Raw genomic sequence first — 17,521 nt, 5'->3', positions numbered from 1 at the left:
CCTGGTAGCTGTCCTGGCGCACGCCGTCGCCGCGGAAATAGCGCAGGCCGAGGTCGTAGGCGGCCTTCGGCTGGGTCTTCGCGGTTTGCTTGAGCGCGGCGATGCGCGGATCGTCCCGGTCTTCCGCGTCGTCCCTTTTTTGATAGGAGACCTGATCTTTAGGGCGATCGGAACAACCGGTGTCGTCGCAGATCCGTACCGTGCCGGCAGTCACCGACGGATCCTGCACGCACGCGGCCAACAGCAACAGCAACAGCAACAGCAGCCCCGGTGCGAGTAAACGGCGATACACGGGTATTTTCCTCACGTTTCATTGGCGCCGTATTGCTTCGCGCACTCGCCCGCGAGCATGCCCCCGGCTGATGCGAGGCGCTGCGCGGCGAAGATCGTCCGCGGGCCCGCATGCCAAGGCTCTCTCAGGTTCTCTTGTCGGCTTGAAACATTGTGCAGGGTCTGCTGCCGCAGACGACGGAAAGGGGGACACTAGCCACCGTTCCGTCTCTTCAATCCACGCAATATCGATCATTGCTCATTGAGTTCAAATGATACATATCGGTCTATCCAATAGTCAAGGTGACCTGAGAACCGGTTCGCCGAGCGCGGTTTACCGACACGGAAGTGCCATCAAACAGGCCCGGGAGGTCAATCTCAACGAGTCGCCTGGTGCTAGAATAATCGGTCTACGCTGCTGAAATATCGAGGAGGAAACCGTTCGTGCGAGCCAACAAACGCCAGCTGGTGGTAGACAAAGCGACCGAACTGTTCTCGAGGCACGGATTCCACCCGGTGGGCGTGGACTGGATCATCGACGATTCCGGTGTCGCCCGAATGACGCTGTACCGGCATTTTGCGAGCAAGGACGAGCTCATCCGCGAAGTGCTGGTCCAGCGGTACGACCTGATCGTCGGTAGCATCGACGCGCAGTTGCAGCACGTCGTCGATCCGGTCGAGCGCGTCAAGACCATCTTCGACTGGTATGAAGCGTGGTTCCGCACACCGGAATTTGCCGGCTGCCTGTTCGAGCGTGCGCTGGCCGAATTCGGCACCGCTTACGCGCCGATCTCGGATGTCGCGATCCGCTATCGCCGCAAAATGGTCGAATGGATCGCAGAACTGATCGAGGCCCTCGTGCCGCCCGAAACCGCAAACCGGCTGGCGACCGTCTTCATGATGCTGCTGGACGGCGCCACGGTCGACGCGCGGGCGTTCAACGACTCCGCGGCGGCCGGCCGCGCGTGGCAGGCCGCGCATGCCCTTCTCGAACAGGCGATGCACGCGACGGCCTCGCCCGCCGACGGTGCGGCCAACCCGACGTAACGCACGTCGCGCGCCGTCGTATTGCAGGCAAACCGAGGTCGAAGGGCGCCGGGAGGACGACATGCAGGAGCGGATGCGCTTGATCGGTTTCGTGCTGCGTGCGGCAATCGCATGTGCCGGCTGCAAGCCGGTGAATGTCAGCCGATATGAAATCCAGCACCGCGACCGAAACGGCCTCGCGATCGTTGCGTACACCACGGAAGACCTCGCGTTGCTCGACAAGACGCCGTGGGCCGACCACGTCTACCTCCGCTACGCGGTCGCGCCGGTCACCATCCTCGAGCGATTCGATGTGGGCGCAACCGATCTCGACGACTATCCGTTCTCTGCCCGCCGGCTCCACATCCACGCCCGCTGCCCGGTCCCCACGTCGGACTTCTGCTCCTCCTGGTTCATTCCGTTCCATGATCGCGTGGGGCTGCATGGCCTCGACTATGTGTCGGGACTCGATGCCAGCGAACCGGCGCGCCTGAAGTTGCGCATCGGCGGCGCAAGCATGGCCGGAACCCGGCTGGTGTCGAAGAAACACGCGATCAACGTCGACGCGGGCGACGTGGCGAAACCGGGCGGGCCGTAATACCCGCGTGGCCCCGGGGCGAGACACCCGTCGAGCGGGCACGGCGATTGCGCATGCTGCACTCCCGGGAGGCCCGCCATCATGAACGACAACGATTTTCTCCAGCCCGAGCCGACGGAACCGGCGCCGAACGGGATCACGTGGGTCCGGCGTCTCGGCCCCGGCCTGATCACCGGCGCCGCCGACGACGACCCTTCCGGCATCGGCACCTACTCGCAGGCGGGCGCCCAATTCGGCTTCGAACTGCTGTGGTCGCTGTTGCTCACGTACCCGCTGATGACGGCCATCCAGTTGGTCAGCGCGCGAATCGGCCGCGTGACGGGCAAGGGTCTCGCGTCCAACATGCGCAAGCACTACCCGCCATGGCTGCTGTACGGGACGGTCGTGCTGCTGATCACGGCCAACGTGATCAACATTGCGGCCGACCTGTCGGCCATGGGCGCGGCCGTCAATTTGTTGCTGCCCGGCCCGCAGCAGCTTTACATCGTGTGCCTCGGCGGCGTGTCGGTCGCGCTGCAGGTTTTCGTCCCGTACGACTGCTATTCGCGGTTGCTCAAATGGACGGCGCTGACGCTGCTCGCCTACGTCGCGGTCGCCCTCATCGTGCCGGTCAGCTGGGCCGAGGTCGGTCGCGCGATCGTGCAGCCCCACGCGCAGTTGAGCGCCGCGTATCTGACCACGCTCGTCGCCGTGCTCGGCACGACCATCAGCCCGTATCTGTTTTTCTGGCAGGCGTCCCAGGAAGTCGAAGAATTGCGCGCCGTGCCGGACGCGCGGCCGCTGCGGCGCATGCCGCGCCAGGCGCCCGCCCAGTTGCGCCGGATCAGCTTCGACACGTGGTTCGGCATGGGCGTCTCGAACGTAATCGCCTTCTTCATCGTGCTGACGGCGGCCGCCACGCTCAACGCGCATCACATCGACGTCAAGACGTCGGCGGATGCCGCGCGGGCGCTCGAGCCGCTTGCCGGTCACTTCGCGTACGTGCTGTTTGCGCTCGGCATCGTCGGCACCGGCCTGCTGGCGCTGCCGGTGCTCGCGGGCTCGGCCGCCTACGCGGCAGCGGGTACGTTCCGCTGGCGCAACAGTCTCGCGCTGCAGTGGGGCGTCGCGCCGGAATTCTATGCGGTGATCGTATTGGCGATCGTCGGCGGAATCGCGTTCACGTTCATGCATTTCGACCCGATCCGCGCGCTTTACTGGAGCGCCGTCATCAACGGCGTGAGCGCCGTTCCGATCATGGTCGTGATGATGCTGATGGCGAGAAGCAAGCGGGTCATGGGCGAGTTCGCCGTCAGCGGCGCGCTTGCGTGGGGTGGATGGATCGCGACGCTCGCGATGGCGATCGCGGCGATGGGCGTGTTCGTGCCCGGATAGAAGCGGCGGCGTGAATTCGAAGCTTTGCTGTTCGATGCCGCGCGCACTCGACCAGAGATCGAGCAACCGTTGCGGTATGTCGGCCGCCGGCAGCACGATATCGACGCACGCCATGGCAATCGCGTGCCGAGGCATCTCCGCATGCTCGGCGTCGTCCGGTGTCTGCGCGAGCGTGATGTCCGCCAGCGTCCGAAAGAAGTGATCGATCGTGAACGGAGCATCGTCGACTGGCCCCGACTGTGGCAACGAAGGCAACCGTCCGACATCTCGAGCTGCATGCCCGGTGCGATCACGTAGATGTGGTTTTTTTCGATCGATACCGTGGACGTCACCTGATGCACCGGCATGCCCGTTGTGCGCTGCAGGACGGCGTCCATATGACTGACCTGCTCCGGCGCGAGATGGACGACGACGACGAACGCCATGTCCATGTTCGTCGGTGCGCTCTCGAAAAAGGTCTGCAACGCCATCGTACCGCCCGCCGACGCACCGATGCCCACTACCGGAAACGACAGATCGCTCTTCAACGTCGCGGGCGATGCAGGCCGCTCCTTGTGCATAGGCGCTTGCCGTGCCATTGACTTCTCCTGATGGTGTTGTGGGACCTCGTGTACCGGACGCCGAGCGATACCGGGTCGTATCGCCCTCGTCCGGTCGTCCCACGATCCCGCTCGTGATACTTCCCCCTGTGCTTCCGTGCGCATAGTACGGCACCGGCAAGCGCGCGACTGCGTCTGACTGAAGGCTTGCAATCCTCGTGCGGTGAAGGGCCCGGGGCATGTGCGCGCGGAGGCGTCGAGATGCCCCGCAAAGATCGCCGCGGCCGCACGTCGGGGTGTCACCGGAACGTCATTCGTGCCGACATACCATCCACCTCGGCTCGCGAAACGCGACGGGTTTCCCCGACTGCCAGCGGGAACGAATCGTGCTCCCGCTTCGGGCCGTCGAAACCAATTTATTTTCTTTGACGAATACCGTATTACCAGCGAATATTCGCGTCGATCAAGCGATTAGTACCGCTCAAAAACAAAACGAAACGATGCTCGCTCATGCAATCGGGGACGTTACGCTGCTTCGCCAACAGATACCGAATCGAAGGGGAAGAAATGACGCCGTTTTCCCAGGATGTGAGCATCAAGCAAACCGCTGCCGTCTCCAAGGCAGCCACGCCGTCGCCCGTTTTCTGGAAAGCGGGGCCGCTCGTCGAAACCGCTCCGCCCGAGCCGAAATCCACGACGCCGGACCTGCGCGATTTCTTCGCCGCCGCCGCGTTGCAAGGATTGCTGTCGCGCGACGCCGGACGCAACGTGTCGACGATCGCCGACTACGAATCAAAGCGCGCGGTCAGCGCCTATCGGCTCGCCGACGAAATGCTGAAAGCGCGATGAACCGGCACGCCGGCCGGCGCCGGTCGGGCCCGCCGGCCACACGATCTTCAGCACGACGACGACGAACGCGAGCGTCATCGTGACGAGCCCGTGCGCCCAGGCCGGACTCCGGCCCCCCATGAAGCCCCACCTGATCATCTGCCCGGCCATCGTGCCGACAAATGCAACCGCTTGAAAATCCGGCAACGCGGGTTGCAGGTCACGCGATGCACGCTCGTATTGCATCCGACGCCGCCCCGCCCGTGTGCCGCGCCCTTGCATCGGCGGCAGTCCGCTCCGTACGCGAGAAGCGCCTCGTTGCGAACCGGTCGCGCCTTCGTCGTCCGCACGGGATCGATTCGTGCTGTTTCGACACGGCGAATGTCGCGCAACCCTTTCCACGGAGGTGCCATGTTCATCCACAACACACGGCTTCAGTACACGGTGCGCGTGGGCGCGCCGAATCCCGGCCTCGCCAACCTGCTGCTCGAGCAGTTCGGCGGCCCGCAGGGCGAACTCGCCGCCGCGATGCGCTATTTCACGCAGGCGATCACCGAGGAAGACCCCGGCCGCAAGGACATGCTGCTCGACATCGCGACCGAGGAACTCAGCCACCTGGAGGTGATCGGCTCGATGGCCGCGATGCTCAACCGCGGCGCCAAGGGCGAACTCGCCGAAGCGGTCGACGAACAGGCCGAGCTGTACCGCAAGCTGCACGGTGCGGGTAACGACAGCCACGTGACACAGGTGTTGTACGGCGCGGGCGCGCCATTGACCAATTCGGGCGGCGTGCCGTGGTCGGCCGCGTACATCGACACGATCGGCGAACCGACCGCCGACCTGCGCTCGAACATCGCGGCCGAAGCGCGCGCGAAGATCATCTACGAGCGGCTCATCAACGTGTCCGACGATCCGGATATCCGCGACGCGCTCGGCTTCCTGATGACGCGCGAGGTGTCGCACCAGATGTCGTTCGAGAAGGCGCTGTATGCGATCACCGCGAACTTCCCGCCCGGCAAGCTGCCGCCGAAGACGCCGTACGATCACGTGTACTTCCGGATGCAGCCGGACGCGGCGCCGCTGGTCGGCCCCTGGAACCACGGCGGCGAACTCGAAATCTGCCCCGCCGAACCGGCGGTCGATGGCGGCACCGGGATTCCGGAAGGCATGCTCGACGCGCCGCAGGCGGATGCCATCGAAGCGATGGCGCAACGACTCGCATCCGATCCGAACAGCGACCCGGTGACGGGCGCCGAACTCGGCGCGGGTCCGCCGGCCCCGCAGGGGCGCAAGCCAGGCAAGCCGGACGGTGCCTGAACGGAAGCGCGACAACCGGCGCCCGGGCGTGATCGCGGGCGCCTCTTCGGTTTGATAGGGATCACGAAATGGAAACGACTGCCGTCGGGCGGGAGAGTTCTCGTCTATTGGTGTGCGGCCAGGATGCCGACGCGCCAGCGAAGCGGCAGGAACCGCATGCCTGATGCATCGCCGACCGTGTGCGCGCGTTCGACGCGCATCAGGCGCCCGTTTCGCCCGGCCCAGCCGGGTCGGTCTGGTCGGCCATCAGGTACTGAATGACCAGCGTCGGATCGGCGATGTCGAGAATCAGGCGGCGCATCACACGCTTGCGCATATGGTCGTCATCCAGCGTCCACGGCCCCGCCGCGTCGCCGAGGTAGCGGCCGATCGCGCCGCGATGGTCGCCGTCGGGCGACAGGCCGAGCCGCGCGGCGAGCAGGCCGGCGATGACGTCGTCGAGTTCGACGTGCAGCGGCCTGGAATCGATCGAAAGTTCGAGCTTCATGGTCGGTCTCGCAAACATGAAAAAGCGGCGCGGCGCGTCCCCACTGTCGCGCGCGCCGACCAAAGCCGCTCCGGCCAGCGGCTGTTCGACGATCGCAGGCAGGCCTGCGACGCCGGTCAGTAGCCGAGTTCGGGCGCGGGAGCCGACTCGGCGCTCTCCTCTTTCGGTGCCTGGGCGACGGTCGCATCGGTCGTCAGCACCAGGCTCGCGATCGACGCGGCGTTCTGCAGCGCGGTACGCGTGACCTTGGTCGGGTCGACCACGCCTGCGTCCACCAGATCGCCGTACTCGCCGGTCGCCGCGTTGTAGCCGAAGTTCCCTTTGCCTTCGAGCACCTTCGAGATCACGACCGACGGTTCGTCGCCGGCGTTGGCCGCGATGACGCGCAGCGGCGCTTCGAGCGCACGCAGCACGATCCGGATGCCGGCGTCCTGGTCCGCATTCGCGCCGCGGATGTCGGACAGCGCCGCGCGCGCACGCAGCAGCGCGACGCCGCCGCCCGGCACGATGCCCTCCTCGACCGCCGCACGCGTCGCATGCAGCGCATCGTCGACCCGGTCCTTCTTCTCCTTCATTTCGACCTCGGTGACCGCGCCGACCTTGATCACCGCCACGCCGCCCGCGAGCTTCGCGACACGCTCCTGCAGCTTCTCGCGATCGTAGTCGCTCGTCGCTTCGTCGATCTGCACGCGAATCGACTTCACGCGTGCCTCGATGCGTGCGGCATCGCCCGCGCCGTCGATGATGATCGTGTCGTCCTTGCGCACCTCGACACGCTTCGCACTGCCAAGATCCTCCAGCGTGGCCTTGTCGAGCTGCTTGCCGGTTTCCTCCGAGATGACCGTCGCGCCGGTCAGGATCGCGAGATCTTCCAGCATCGCCTTGCGCCGGTCACCGAAGCCCGGCGCCTTGACGGCGGCGACCTTCAGGATGCCGCGCATCGAATTCACGACGAGTGTCGCGAGCGCTTCGGCCTCGACGTCCTCGGCGACGATCAGCAGCGGCTTGCCGGCCTTGGACGCCGCTTCGAGAATCGGCAGCAGGTCGCGGACACTGGAGATCTTCTTGTCGTGCAGCAAAATCAGCGCGTCGTCGAGATAGGCCGCCTGCTTCGCCGGATCGTTGATGAAATACGGGCTCACGTAACCGCGATCGAACTGCATGCCTTCGACCACGTCGAGTTCGTTCTCGAGCGACTTGCCGTCCTCGACGGTGATCACGCCGTCCTTGCCGACCTTCTCCATCGCGTCGGCGATGACCTTGCCGATCGCCTCGTCCGAGTTCGCGGAAATCGCGCCGACCTGCGCGATTTCCTTGTGGGTCGAAATCGGCCGCGACAGCTTGCGCAGCTCGTCGAGCACCGCGCCGACGGCCTTGTCGATACCGCGCTTCAGATCCATCGGGTTCATGCCGGCCGCGACGTGCTTCATGCCTTCCTGCACGATCGCCTGCGCGAGCACGGTGGCGGTGGTGGTCCCGTCGCCGGCCACGTCGGCCGTCTTCGACGCGACCTGCTTGACGATCTGCGCGCCCATGTTCTCGAAGCGGTCCTTCAATTCGATTTCCTTCGCGACCGACACGCCGTCCTTCGTGATCACCGGCGCGCCGAAGCCGCGCTCGATCACGACGTTGCGGCCTTTCGGGCCGAGCGTCACCTTCACCGCGTCGGCCAGCACGTTCACGCCCTTGACGATCTGCTGGCGCGCGCCATCGCGGAATTTCACGTCTTTTGCAGTCATTTTCTTGCTCCGGATACAGTCGTTGAACGGGATGCCGCGCGCATCGGGCACACACCCGTGCGACGCGGTCGAATCGGCATTCAGGCCGCTTTCCTGGCGGCCGGCGATTCGGGTTCGAGCACGCCCATGACGTCCTCTTCGCGCATCACGAGCAGTTCCTCGCCGTTCACCTTCACGGTCTGGCCTGCATATTTGCCGAAGAGGACCTGGTCGCCGACCTGGAGCTGCAGCGGGCGCTGCGAGCCGTCCTGAAGCAGCCGGCCGCTGCCGACTGCAATCACTTCACCCTGCTCTGGCCGTTCGGCGGCCGAATCGGGAATCACGATGCCGGAGGCCGTCGTCCGCTGCTGTTCGATTCGCTTGACGATAACCCGGTCGTAGAGGGGACGAATCTGCATTTTCATCTCCTGAGCGATGAGATCACCTGGAAAAGGGAATCCGTCGGCGCATGCACGCGCAAGGGCTGCGCTGCGCCGGCGTGCCATCGATTGGCGAAAAGCGAAATAGTGGCGGGCAGGCACGCTTCAAGAGGGTGACGAACGCTCAATATGTAACAAAATGTTTCATCGCAAAACCGGCGTTCGCACGACCGGCGGCTGTGTCGAGAGGCTCTCCGTGACGAGCGGCAACACGGCCTCGACGGTCACTGCTGCGGGCCACGCGAATCGTCATTGAACGGCGCTTGAAATCCGCGCTTCCCATCCTATTTTGGGTATCGCTCAAGCAGCCGCGGCTTACGCGCTGCGTGTTTCGATTTGTTTGTCAGCGAGGCCTCTCGCGGATCGACGAACTGGAGCGCGTGGTCCGGTTCGTCCTCCATGCGGGGTCCAACCGGGAGCGAATCATGAACCATCCTTTCTTTATCTTCGATCGGCTGCCGGAGGTCGGCCGCCGACCACGACGCGCCGCCCGCGTCGTCACGGGTCTGCCGGCCAACCTGCGGAAAGCGCGCAACGGCACGAGTCGCTTCGCGCCAATCGGCGCTCGCGTACGTGCCGCGCGCAAGCCATTCGCGTTGCGCGGCGCGCCCCAACCCGCTGCGATCGGCCGACCGAAGCTGCCGCGCCGTCGAGTCGCCGGGTTTGGACGCATGCTGCACCCTATTTCGTTGTTCCGCGTCACGCCTGCGGGCGGCGGCTCCATGCGCGGCGGGAGGCAGCCATGCTGAGCCCGCACGAATTCGCGACGCTGATGCTGGTGTGCCAGGCGCCGGATCAGCTCGACATGAATCGCGCCGAACTCGATGCATTGCTCGAACGGCAACTCGTCATGCTCGAACACGGCGCGCCCGGCCGCCGGCGCGCGTATCTGACGAAGAAGGGTCGATCGATTCTCCATGCGCTCGGCGCCGACATCGCTTCCCACCGGCGTCACGGGTCGACGGCGGAGCGCGGCGGTCAGTATGAAGCGCCCGTCGCCCTATCGGACGAGGCCGGATGACGCGCTGCTCAGGCGGCCGACGGGCATGCATGGCCGCGCCCGAATGCGGTTCCGGCCAACACGTGCCGCTCGACCCGAGCGGCACGCGGTCCGGCAACCGGCCGCCCCCGCGATACGTCGCGCGAGCAAACCCGAGCCGCTGTCATGCGATCGCAGCCCGAGCAAGTACCGCATCTTGCTCTGGCGTACCGCCGGACACGCCGAGTGCGCCGATCAGCTGGCCATCGCCATTGAAAAGAGGCACGCCCCCTCCCATCAGCAACAGCCCGCCTGCATGGATGTGATCGAAGCGTGGATACGGCTGGCCTACCTGCAGCGGCACGTCGAGCGCTTCGCTCGGCATCCGGAACATCACCGACGTCCGGGCCTTTGCTATTGCCAGTTCATTCGACGCAAGCCATGCCCCGTCCATCCGCGAGAAAGCGACCAAATGCGCACCCGTATCGAGAATGGCAAACACGGCATCGAGTCCCGCGTCCTGCGCCGCGGCACGCCCCCGGGCCACAATACGGTCCGCCCGCTCCAGCGTGAGCTCAGGCATTTTGCGTCCACTCCGTCTCTTGCCACTGCTTCGCCGCGTCAATCGTCGCAAACGGGCGCATGGTTCGATACAAATGCGTATCGGCCGGAATGATCTCGACCATGGCGTCGATCATCTCCTTGGGGTCGGCCTGGTTCATCAGGCTGTCGCCGAAATCTGGCATCGGCACAACGGCGGAATCGGCGTCGTACCACTGCACGTAGCTCTCGGCGCCGGTGTCGTTGAATCCGGTGCCGAAAACGCCCGGATTCACGGTCGCTACCTTGACGCCAAGAGGTTCTAGTTCCGCTTTCATCGACCCGGCGATGGCCTCGATCGCATGCTTGGTCGCGCAGTAGGCACCGACAAACGGGACAACCAGAATGCCCCCCATCGACGAGGTCCATACGACTTTTCCGGACCTGCGCCCCACCATCTTCGGCACGATCGCCTGCACCAGTTGAAGATGGCCGAAAACGTTGATTTCGAAGGACTCCCGAACGCGTTGCATCGGGATGTCGACGATCGATCCGCCTTCCATGACGCCGGCGTTCAGCACCAGGACGTCGGGATCGAACGAGCCCGCGTGAGCGATGTCGATCGCGTCGAGCAGATTCAGCTTGATCACTTCCAGCACCACACCGGCCTCGGCTGCATCCGCACGCAGGCCGCGAACCTGCGGCCACGTCTCGGCCGTCGCCACGACCTGATGGCCGAGGCGCGCAAGTTCGATTGCCGCACCCCGACCAAAGCCTGAACTGGCACCCGTGATCAATATCTTTCGAGACATCTGGCGCTCCTTGACTGAAGTAGTTGCGCCCAGTGTAGGGAGCCCCTAGTATCAAAACAAGATCACCAATGCTTGATGACACGATGAGAGTTACTCACCAATCAAGGAACGTCGATTTTTTCTCTTTCACCGTGTTCCTGGCGGTTGCAGCACGACGAAGCTTTCGCGGCGCAGCGACCGAACTCGAGATCACGCCGTCGGCGGTCAGTCATTCGGTGAAAGCGCTCGAGCGGCGTCTGGGCGTCCGGCTCCTGAATCGAACGACTCGCAGCACCTCGCTCACCGAGGCCGGCGAGCGTCTGGCAGCCAAACTCCGGCCGGCGGTTTCGATCATCGACGAAGCGATGCGCGAAGTCGACGATCTACGCACGGCTCCCAGCGGAACCGTGCGCATCAACGCAAGCGAAGGCGCCATTCGCCTCATCCTGCGCCCCGTCCTGGCGCGCTTCCTGAAGTCGTATCCGGAAGTGCATCTCGACATCGTGAGCGACGGCCGCCTCACTGACATCGTTGCAGCGGGATTCGACGCGGGCATTCGGCTGGCCGAGGCCGTGCCGCAGGACATGGTGGCCATTCCGCTCATGGGCAACGTTCGTTTCGCAGCAGTCGCGTCGCCCGCGTATTTCGCTGCACATGGACGCCCCGCTACGCCGCACGATCTTTATCGACACGACTGTATTCGCTTTCGCTTCGAGAGCGGTTCGATCTACCAGTGGGAATTCGAGCGGCGCGGTGTCAGCGAGACCATCGATGTCTCGGGTTCGCTTACCTTGACGGACCAACCGCTGATGGTCGACGCCGCCATGGACGGCATCGGCATCGCTTTCGTCCCCGACCACCTCGTCATCGAGCCCTTGCGTGACGGACGCCTCGAACGCGTTCTTGACGACTGGTGCGCCCCTTTTCCGGGGCTATGTCTTTACTATCCCGGCCATCGCCATGTTTCCCAGGCGCTGCGTGCCCTGATTGCCTTTATCAAGAGCGAGCAGCCGCGCAGTTGAGTTTTTGCACCGCCGGCAGCGAGCCGTCGGGATCGGTCAACAGCGGCTCACCGGCAGCCGTGCCGGAGCGGGCCCAGTGGGATTTCAGCGAACCTGGCCGTACCCCGGCCAAACATCACGATTCATTTAACTTTCCGTGAGGACTTCGACACCGGCCGCTGCCTACGATGGGCGCATGTTTTCAGGACCTGCTTCCAGGAGCCCATCATGCCCACCCGCAGACATCTGCTGTTCGCCGGCGCCACCGGCCTCGCCGCGCTCGCGGCGCTGTCGTCCGCCGGCCGCCGCGCACTGGTCGGCCGCGCGTTCGCCGCGCCGCCGGCCGGCTCACCCAAGGCCGCCCCGTTCGAGATCACCCTCAGCGACGCCGAATGGCATCGCCGGCTCATGCCCGCCCAATACACGGTCCTGCGCGAAGCCGGCACCGAACGGCCGTTCACCAGCCCGCTGAACGACGAGCACCGGCACGGCACGTTCGCGTGCGCCGGCTGCGACCTCGCGCTGTTCTCGTCGGCCACCAAGTTCGACAGCCATACGGGCTGGCCGAGCTTCTGGAAGCCGCTCGATCACGCGGTCGGCACCGACACCGACGCGTCGTTCGGGATGGTCCGTACCGAAGTGCACTGCCGTCGCTGCGGCGGCCATCTCGGCCACGTGTTCGACGACGGCCCGGCGCCGACCGGCCTGCGCTACTGCATGAACGGCCTGGCGCTCGCCTTCCACCCGGCCGCCGCCTGATCCGGCCCCGCTCCCGACCGACTGGAGAACGCATCATGCTGCTCATCGTCCTTGCCTATCTCGGCGGCGTGCTCACGATCCTGAGCCCGTGCATCCTGCCCGTGCTGCCATTCGTGTTCGCGCGCGCCGACCAGCCGTTCGTGCGCACCGGCCTGCCGCTGCTCGCCGGCATGGCGCTCACGTTCGCCGTCGTCGCGACGCTCGCCGCCGTCGGCGGCGGCTGGGTCGCGCAGGCCAACCAGGCCGGCCGCTGGATCGCGATCGTGCTGCTCGCGGTGTTCGGCCTGACGCTGCTGATGCCACGCTTCGCGGAACACCTGACGCGTCCGCTCGTGGCCGCCGGCAACCGGCTCACCGGGTTCGCGCAACGCGACGGCCGTGCGGCCGGCCCGGCGTCGTCGCTGCTGCTCGGCGTCGCGACGGGCCTGCTGTGGGCGCCCTGCGCCGGCCCGATCCTCGGCCTCGTGCTGACCGGCGCCGCGCTGCGCGGCGCGAGCGTCGGCACGACGCTGCTGCTCGTCGCGTATGCGGCCGGCGCGGCGACGTCGCTCGGCGTCGCGCTCGTGATCGGCGGCAAGGTGTTCGCCGCGATGAAGCGCTCGCTCGGCGCCGGCGAATGGATCCGGCGCGGGATCGGCGCGGCGCTGCTGGCCGGCGTCGGCGCGATCGCATTCGGCCTCGACACGGGCGCCCTCGCGCAACTGTCGACCGTCACCACGGGCGGGCTGGAGACGAAGCTCGTCGACCGCCTCGGCGGGCGCTCGAACGGCGCGCCAGCGGCAACGGCCGCACCCGGTGCCACCGACAACGTGGCGGGCGGCGCGATGATGGCTGCCGCCGCGGATGGCGCGCAGGCCGGCGAGGGTGCGATGGCCGGCAGCGCGATGATGCGTGCGGTCGGCGCGACCCCGTCCGCGCTGCCCGTCGAAGGCACGCTGCCGTCGCTCGACGGCGCGGTGCAGTGGCTGAACTCGCCGCCGCTGACGGCGGCCGGGCTGCGCGGCAAGGTCGTGCTGGTCGATTTCTGGACGTATTCGTGCATCAACTGCCTGCGCACGCTGCCGTACACGACTGCCTGGGCACGCAAGTACGCGCCGTACGGGCTCGTCGTGATCGGCGTGCACGCGCCGGAGTTCGCGTTCGAGCGCGACATCGGCAACGTGAAGAAAGCCGTGCACGATCTCGGCATCGATTACCCGGTCGCGATCGACAACGGCTATTCGATCTGGCGCGCGTTCAACAACGAATACTGGCCCGCGCACTACTTCATCGACGCACAGGGACGGGTCCGCCATCACCACCTCGGCGAAGGCGAATATGTGCAGTCCGAACGCGCAATCCAGTCGCTGCTCGCCGAAGCCGGTCATCCGGACGCGCTGAACGTGCCGCTCGGGCTCGCCGGCGCCCCTGCGAAAGGTGCGCTCGCGGCGGCCGACAGCGCGGACGTCCGCTCGCCCGAAACCTACGTCGGCTATGCCCGTGCCGAAAGCTTCGCGTCGCCGGGCGGCGTCGTGCGCGATGCGGCGCACCGCTACGACGCGCCGGCCCAGCCGGATCTCAACGGCTGGGGCCTCGCCGGCACGTGGAGCGTCGGCGCCGAACGCGCGGCACTCGCCGCGCCGGATGGCCGGATCGTCTACCGCTTCCATGCACGCGACCTGCATCTCGTGCTCGGCCCGGGCGCGAACGGCCGGCCCGTGCGCTTTCGCGTGACGCTCGACGGCACGGCGCCCGGCGCCGCGCATGGCGCCGACGTCGACGCGCAAGGCTACGGCACCGTCACCGGCCAGCGCCTGTACCAGCTCGTCCGCCAGCCCGGCGCGATCGCCGATCGCACGTTCGCGATCGAGTTCCTCGATCCGGGCGTCGATGCGTACGCCTTCACGTTCGGCTGATCGCGCGCACCGCCGCCATCCGGGCACCGTCCTTTTCAACGCATTCCGAAGGAGCAAAACATGATCCCGATCCCGACCCGCGATGCCGCCGCCCGCCGGCGCGCGGTCATGCTGCGCCGCATCGGCGCCATTGCCGTCGCGGCGGCCGCCGTATTCGGCTACCAGCGCATCGTCAATTCCGCCGAGCCGATGCGCACCGTGCCCGCAGCAACGCTCGACGAAACGCCCGGCGCGTCGCACGACGAAACGGCCGTGCTCGCCGGCGGCTGCTTCTGGGGCGTACAGGGCGTGTTCGAACACGTGAAGGGCGTGAAGCAGGTCACCGCCGGCTATGCGGGTGGCGCGTCCGAAACCGCGCACTACGCGCTCGTCGGCTCGGGGCTGACGGGGCATGCGGAATCGGTGCGGATCGTCTACGACCCGACGCAGATCACGTACGGCCGGCTGCTGCAGGTGTTCTTCTCGGTCGCGCACGACCCGACCCAACTGAACCGGCAAGGCCCCGACGAGGGCTCGCAGTACCGCTCCGCGATCTTCCCGACCACCGCGCAGCAGCGCGCGGTCGCGACCGCGTACATCGCCCAGCTCGGCAGCGCGCATGTGTTTCCGGCGCCCGTCGTTACGCGTGTCGAAGCCTACAAGGGCTTCTATCCGGCCGAGGCCTATCATCAGAACTACCTCGAACTGCATCCCGATGCGCCGTACATCGCGTTCAACGACCTGCCGAAGGTCGCCGGGCTGAAGCAGTACTTCCCGGCGCTGTACCGTACCGACCCGGTGCTGTGGCGCGAAGCGCGCTCGTGAGCCGCTGGCGAGCGTCCGCTCGCCGCATGACGGCATACCGCCCGCCGCCCAGCCGCGCCACGGCCGCCACCCCCGGCGGCCTCTTTGCGCCACGTCAACGAATCGACGGACGCGATGCCGGGGCAAACCCGCATCGCATCCGCCGGGGTCGGCAACTTCGCGTAGACTTCTCCTGATCCCCGCCGCATGATGCGGCACCCGGACCACCCGCCCAGCCAGGAGGCGTCACGCATGCGCGCAGTGCCTTTGCCTGACAGCAACACCCTCGAAGAACCGTCCACCGGCGCGGTCGTGCGCGACCTGCGCCGCGTGCCCATTCATCCGGATCACTGGTATCCGCTCGCGTGGTCGCGCGAGCTCAAGCGCGGCAAGACGCTCGGCGTGCGCTTCGCCGGCGATCCGATCGTGCTCGTGCGCACCGAATCGGGCGCCGTGTATGCGCTCGAAGATCGTTGCGCGCACCGCCAGGTGCCGCTGCACGCGGGCGTCGTGAGCGGCGAAACGCTGCGCTGCTGCTATCACGGCTGGACCTACGCGTGCGACAGCGGCCGTTGCGTCGACGTGCCCTACCTCGGCCGCGAGCGCTTGCCCAACGGCGTGCGCGCGTATCCGTGCCGCGAGGCGCACGGGCTGATCTTCGTGTTTCCGGGCGACGCCACGCTCGCCGAAACACGGCCGTTCCCCGCGCTCGAATCGGCGGACAACCCCGCGTACAAGACGCGCCGCTTCGGTCGCGAGGTCAAGTGCCACTACTCGTTCATGCACGAGAACCTGATGGACATGAACCATCAGTTCCTGCATCGCAAGCAGATGGGGCAGATGCGCGCGCGCTCCGTGGGCCGCCGCCGCGGCGACGACTGGGTCGAGGTCGACTACACGTTCGCGCGGATGGAAGGCAAGCAGCCGGTCGGCGAGGCGCTCGTGTTCGGCGCGAGCAAGAAGCCGGCCGACCAGTCCGACAAGAGCGTGATGACGGTGCGCACCGGCTACCCGTACCAGACGCTGCAGATTCGCTCGAGCGAAGGCACGCTCGTGATGGACCTGTGGATCGTCTACGTGCCGCTCGATGCCGAGCAGCGCACCAACCGCACGTTCGGGCTGCTGTCGATCCACAAGCCCGGCATCCCGTTCGCACTCGATCTCGCATGGCCGCTGCTCGTGTGGTTCACCGAGCGGATCTTCCGCGAGGATCGCTGGATCGTCGAACGCGAACAGGAAGCGCACGACGCCCAAGGCGCCGACTGGAACCACGAGGTGTTTCCGGTCATCAACGAGCTGCGCGACCTGCTGCGCCAGTGCGGCGCGCGCACCGTGATCCCGATTCGCGACGTGCGCGACAGCGCGTAACGCGCGGCGCGCCGCGGCGCGCGCCGCTACAGCGTGAACGCGCCCGGCAGCAATGCGCGGGCCGTCGTGATCTCGACGGCCCCTTTCAGGTTCGTGAGGATCACTTCGATGTCGGGCTTGCCGATCTCGATGATCACCTGACGACATGCGCCGCACGGCGCGATCGGTCCGTCCGTGTCGCCCACCACCGCGAGCCGCGCGAAATCCCCGGGCCGATAGCCGGCGGCGATCGCCGCGAACAGCGCCGTGCGTTCCGCGCAATTGCACAGGCCGTACGACGCGTTCTCGACGTTGCAGCCGTGGAAGACCGTCCCGTCGCGCGCCAGCAGCGCCGCGCCGACCTTGAAGCGCGAATACGGCGCATACGCGCGTTCGCGCGCCGCCTTCGCCTGTTCGATCAGTTCGTCTCGTTCCATCGTGGTGAAGCCTCCGGGAGCGCGGTCAGTCGACGCGCTGGTAAAGGGTCGGCGGCGCTTCGCCGGTCTCGCCGAGCACGTAGCCGCGGCGGATCGCATCCACCGCGTGGGCCGCGGCCGCTTCGTCGCGGGCGTGCACGAAACCCAGCGGCTCGCCGGCCTCGATGCGCTGCCCGATCTCCGCGAGCGCCGACAAGCCGACGCTGACGTCGATCGCATCCTCCGCGCGCGTGCGGCCGCCGCCGAGCGCGACCACCGCGAGCCCGAGCGCGCGGCAGTCGACCCGCTGCACCACGCCGCTCACGGGAGCCGGAACCGGCACGATCACCGCCGCCCGCGCCAGATGCCGCGCGGGCGGCGGTGATCGTGCCGGTTCCGGCTCCCGTGAGCGG

Annotated in this window: 18 protein-coding genes and 3 pseudogenes; 12 read left to right on the top strand and 9 right to left on the bottom strand. The window is 66.7% G+C overall.

The annotated features are described in order from the left end of the window. A pseudogene (locus H3O04_RS25040) lies at positions 1 to 292 on the bottom strand (sel1 repeat family protein); the annotation flags it as partial. 422 nt (positions 293 to 714) lie between these two features. Between H3O04_RS25040 and H3O04_RS25035 the strand changes: the two are divergent. From H3O04_RS25035 to H3O04_RS25025, 3 genes are all read left to right on the top strand, one after another. Continuing rightward, entirely contained in the window at positions 715 to 1,317 is a 603-nt protein-coding gene (locus tag H3O04_RS25035) for a TetR/AcrR family transcriptional regulator (RefSeq protein ID WP_043887971.1), read from the top strand. A 61-nt stretch (positions 1,318 to 1,378) separates the two neighbouring features. Further along, positions 1,379 to 1,894: a hypothetical protein gene (locus tag H3O04_RS25030; RefSeq protein ID WP_202588657.1), complete on the top strand. Its 516-nt coding sequence runs from the start codon at positions 1,379 to 1,381 to the stop codon at positions 1,892 to 1,894. Between the two features lie 81 nt (positions 1,895 to 1,975). Beyond that, entirely contained in the window at positions 1,976 to 3,268 is a 1,293-nt protein-coding gene (locus tag H3O04_RS25025) for an NRAMP family divalent metal transporter (protein ID WP_105797804.1), read from the top strand. Here H3O04_RS25025 and H3O04_RS36690 read toward each other — a convergent pair. Continuing rightward, positions 3,269 to 3,846, bottom strand: a pseudogene (locus tag H3O04_RS36690) (chemotaxis protein CheB); the annotation flags it as partial. Positions 3,847 to 4,374: 528 nt separating this feature from the next. On the opposite strand from H3O04_RS36690, the gene H3O04_RS25015 reads away from it, so the two are divergent. Continuing rightward, the gene (locus H3O04_RS25015; protein ID WP_027809465.1) at positions 4,375 to 4,656 is read left to right on the top strand and encodes a hypothetical protein; all 282 of its coding nucleotides are present in this window, start codon (positions 4,375 to 4,377) and stop codon (positions 4,654 to 4,656) included. A 390-nt stretch (positions 4,657 to 5,046) separates the two neighbouring features. Then, positions 5,047 to 5,952 (top strand): manganese catalase family protein, encoded by a 906-nt coding sequence (locus H3O04_RS25010; protein WP_202588656.1) that lies wholly within the window; start codon positions 5,047 to 5,049, stop codon positions 5,950 to 5,952. Positions 5,953 to 6,151: 199 nt separating this feature from the next. Here the strand turns inward: H3O04_RS25010 and H3O04_RS25005 are convergent, their stop codons facing one another. The 3 genes from H3O04_RS25005 to H3O04_RS24995 all read right to left on the bottom strand — a co-directional run bounded on the left by H3O04_RS25005 (position 6,152) and on the right by H3O04_RS24995 (position 8,576). Continuing rightward, a complete protein-coding gene (locus tag H3O04_RS25005) occupies positions 6,152 to 6,439 on the bottom strand; it encodes a hypothetical protein (protein WP_202588655.1) in 288 nt (95 codons plus the stop codon). A 116-nt stretch (positions 6,440 to 6,555) separates the two neighbouring features. After that, a complete protein-coding gene (gene groL, locus H3O04_RS25000) occupies positions 6,556 to 8,178 on the bottom strand; it encodes a chaperonin GroEL (RefSeq protein ID WP_202588654.1) in 1,623 nt (540 codons plus the stop codon). An 80-nt stretch (positions 8,179 to 8,258) separates the two neighbouring features. After that, positions 8,259 to 8,576 (bottom strand): co-chaperone GroES, encoded by a 318-nt coding sequence (locus H3O04_RS24995; RefSeq protein WP_006482399.1) that lies wholly within the window; start codon positions 8,574 to 8,576, stop codon positions 8,259 to 8,261. 284 nt (positions 8,577 to 8,860) lie between these two features. Here H3O04_RS24995 and H3O04_RS24990 point away from each other — a divergent pair, with 284 nt between their 5' ends. Then, positions 8,861 to 9,346, top strand: coding sequence for a hypothetical protein (locus H3O04_RS24990; RefSeq protein WP_237666415.1), 486 nt, complete (start codon positions 8,861 to 8,863; stop codon positions 9,344 to 9,346). Continuing rightward, complete coding sequence (locus tag H3O04_RS24985) at positions 9,340 to 9,618, top strand: hypothetical protein (RefSeq protein ID WP_077220330.1); 279 nt, start codon at positions 9,340 to 9,342, stop codon at positions 9,616 to 9,618. Before H3O04_RS24990 ends, H3O04_RS24985 begins: the two co-directional genes overlap by 7 nt. Positions 9,619 to 9,760: 142 nt before the next feature. On the opposite strand, the gene H3O04_RS24980 is transcribed toward H3O04_RS24985, so the two are convergent. Together H3O04_RS24980 and H3O04_RS24975 are read right to left on the bottom strand one after the other, a co-directional pair. Continuing rightward, positions 9,761 to 10,159, bottom strand: a complete 399-nt coding sequence (locus H3O04_RS24980; protein ID WP_202588653.1) for a GlcG/HbpS family heme-binding protein — start codon at positions 10,157 to 10,159, stop codon at positions 9,761 to 9,763. Next, on the bottom strand, positions 10,152 to 10,928 hold the full coding sequence (locus H3O04_RS24975) for an SDR family oxidoreductase (protein WP_011545777.1): 777 nt from the start codon (positions 10,926 to 10,928) through the stop codon (positions 10,152 to 10,154). Before H3O04_RS24975 ends, H3O04_RS24980 begins: the two co-directional genes overlap by 8 nt. Positions 10,929 to 10,996: 68 nt before the next feature. Here H3O04_RS24975 and H3O04_RS24970 point away from each other — a divergent pair, with 68 nt between their 5' ends. The 5 genes from H3O04_RS24970 (at position 10,997) to H3O04_RS24950 (ending at position 16,713) form a co-directional block, all read left to right on the top strand. After that, entirely contained in the window at positions 10,997 to 11,929 is a 933-nt protein-coding gene (locus tag H3O04_RS24970; protein WP_202588652.1) for a LysR family transcriptional regulator, read from the top strand. Positions 11,930 to 12,136: 207 nt separating this feature from the next. Then, positions 12,137 to 12,667, top strand: a complete 531-nt coding sequence (msrB, locus tag H3O04_RS24965; protein ID WP_202588651.1) for a peptide-methionine (R)-S-oxide reductase MsrB — start codon at positions 12,137 to 12,139, stop codon at positions 12,665 to 12,667. Between the two features lie 35 nt (positions 12,668 to 12,702). Then, positions 12,703 to 14,562 carry a cytochrome c biogenesis protein DipZ gene (locus tag H3O04_RS24960; RefSeq protein ID WP_202588650.1) on the top strand — a complete coding sequence of 620 codons (1,860 nt, stop codon included), beginning with the start codon at positions 12,703 to 12,705 and terminating at the stop codon, positions 14,560 to 14,562. 60 nt (positions 14,563 to 14,622) lie between these two features. Beyond that, entirely contained in the window at positions 14,623 to 15,366 is a 744-nt protein-coding gene (gene msrA / locus H3O04_RS24955) for a peptide-methionine (S)-S-oxide reductase MsrA (protein ID WP_011545781.1), read from the top strand. Positions 15,367 to 15,597: 231 nt separating this feature from the next. Beyond that, positions 15,598 to 16,713, top strand: coding sequence for an aromatic ring-hydroxylating oxygenase subunit alpha (locus H3O04_RS24950; RefSeq protein ID WP_011545782.1), 1,116 nt, complete (start codon positions 15,598 to 15,600; stop codon positions 16,711 to 16,713). A 26-nt stretch (positions 16,714 to 16,739) separates the two neighbouring features. Here the strand turns inward: H3O04_RS24950 and H3O04_RS24945 are convergent, their stop codons facing one another. Further along, positions 16,740 to 17,129: a cytidine deaminase gene (locus H3O04_RS24945; RefSeq protein ID WP_011545783.1), complete on the bottom strand. Its 390-nt coding sequence runs from the start codon at positions 17,127 to 17,129 to the stop codon at positions 16,740 to 16,742. Between the two features lie 25 nt (positions 17,130 to 17,154). Next, positions 17,155 to 17,521, bottom strand: a pseudogene (locus H3O04_RS24940) (thymidine phosphorylase); the annotation flags it as partial.

This window comes from Burkholderia sp. KCJ3K979, assembly GCF_016759955.1.
GTDB lineage: Bacteria > Pseudomonadota > Gammaproteobacteria > Burkholderiales > Burkholderiaceae > Burkholderia > Burkholderia orbicola.
This window is presented reverse-complemented; position numbering and strand designations above follow the sequence as displayed.

What these genes read in the sequence shown, in the direction of transcription:
- H3O04_RS25030 (WP_202588657.1), top strand. Translation starts at nt 1,379, where the DNA reads ATGCAGGAGCGGATGCGCTTGATCGGTTTCGTGCTGCGTGCGGCAATC.
- H3O04_RS25025 (WP_105797804.1), top strand. Translation starts at nt 1,976, where the DNA reads ATGAACGACAACGATTTTCTCCAGCCCGAGCCGACGGAACCGGCGCCG.
- H3O04_RS25015 (WP_027809465.1), top strand. Translation starts at nt 4,375, where the DNA reads ATGACGCCGTTTTCCCAGGATGTGAGCATCAAGCAAACCGCTGCCGTC.
- H3O04_RS25010 (WP_202588656.1), top strand. Translation starts at nt 5,047, where the DNA reads ATGTTCATCCACAACACACGGCTTCAGTACACGGTGCGCGTGGGCGCG.
- H3O04_RS25005 (WP_202588655.1), bottom strand. Translation starts at nt 6,439, where the DNA reads ATGAAGCTCGAACTTTCGATCGATTCCAGGCCGCTGCACGTCGAACTC.
- groL (WP_202588654.1), bottom strand. Translation starts at nt 8,178, where the DNA reads ATGACTGCAAAAGACGTGAAATTCCGCGATGGCGCGCGCCAGCAGATC.
- H3O04_RS24995 (WP_006482399.1), bottom strand. Translation starts at nt 8,576, where the DNA reads ATGCAGATTCGTCCCCTCTACGACCGGGTTATCGTCAAGCGAATCGAA.
- H3O04_RS24985 (WP_077220330.1), top strand. Translation starts at nt 9,340, where the DNA reads ATGCTGAGCCCGCACGAATTCGCGACGCTGATGCTGGTGTGCCAGGCG.
- H3O04_RS24980 (WP_202588653.1), bottom strand. Translation starts at nt 10,159, where the DNA reads ATGCCTGAGCTCACGCTGGAGCGGGCGGACCGTATTGTGGCCCGGGGG.
- H3O04_RS24975 (WP_011545777.1), bottom strand. Translation starts at nt 10,928, where the DNA reads ATGTCTCGAAAGATATTGATCACGGGTGCCAGTTCAGGCTTTGGTCGG.
- H3O04_RS24970 (WP_202588652.1), top strand. Translation starts at nt 10,997, where the DNA reads ATGCTTGATGACACGATGAGAGTTACTCACCAATCAAGGAACGTCGAT.
- msrB (WP_202588651.1), top strand. Translation starts at nt 12,137, where the DNA reads ATGCCCACCCGCAGACATCTGCTGTTCGCCGGCGCCACCGGCCTCGCC.
- H3O04_RS24960 (WP_202588650.1), top strand. Translation starts at nt 12,703, where the DNA reads ATGCTGCTCATCGTCCTTGCCTATCTCGGCGGCGTGCTCACGATCCTG.
- msrA (WP_011545781.1), top strand. Translation starts at nt 14,623, where the DNA reads ATGATCCCGATCCCGACCCGCGATGCCGCCGCCCGCCGGCGCGCGGTC.
- H3O04_RS24950 (WP_011545782.1), top strand. Translation starts at nt 15,598, where the DNA reads ATGCGCGCAGTGCCTTTGCCTGACAGCAACACCCTCGAAGAACCGTCC.
- H3O04_RS24945 (WP_011545783.1), bottom strand. Translation starts at nt 17,129, where the DNA reads ATGGAACGAGACGAACTGATCGAACAGGCGAAGGCGGCGCGCGAACGC.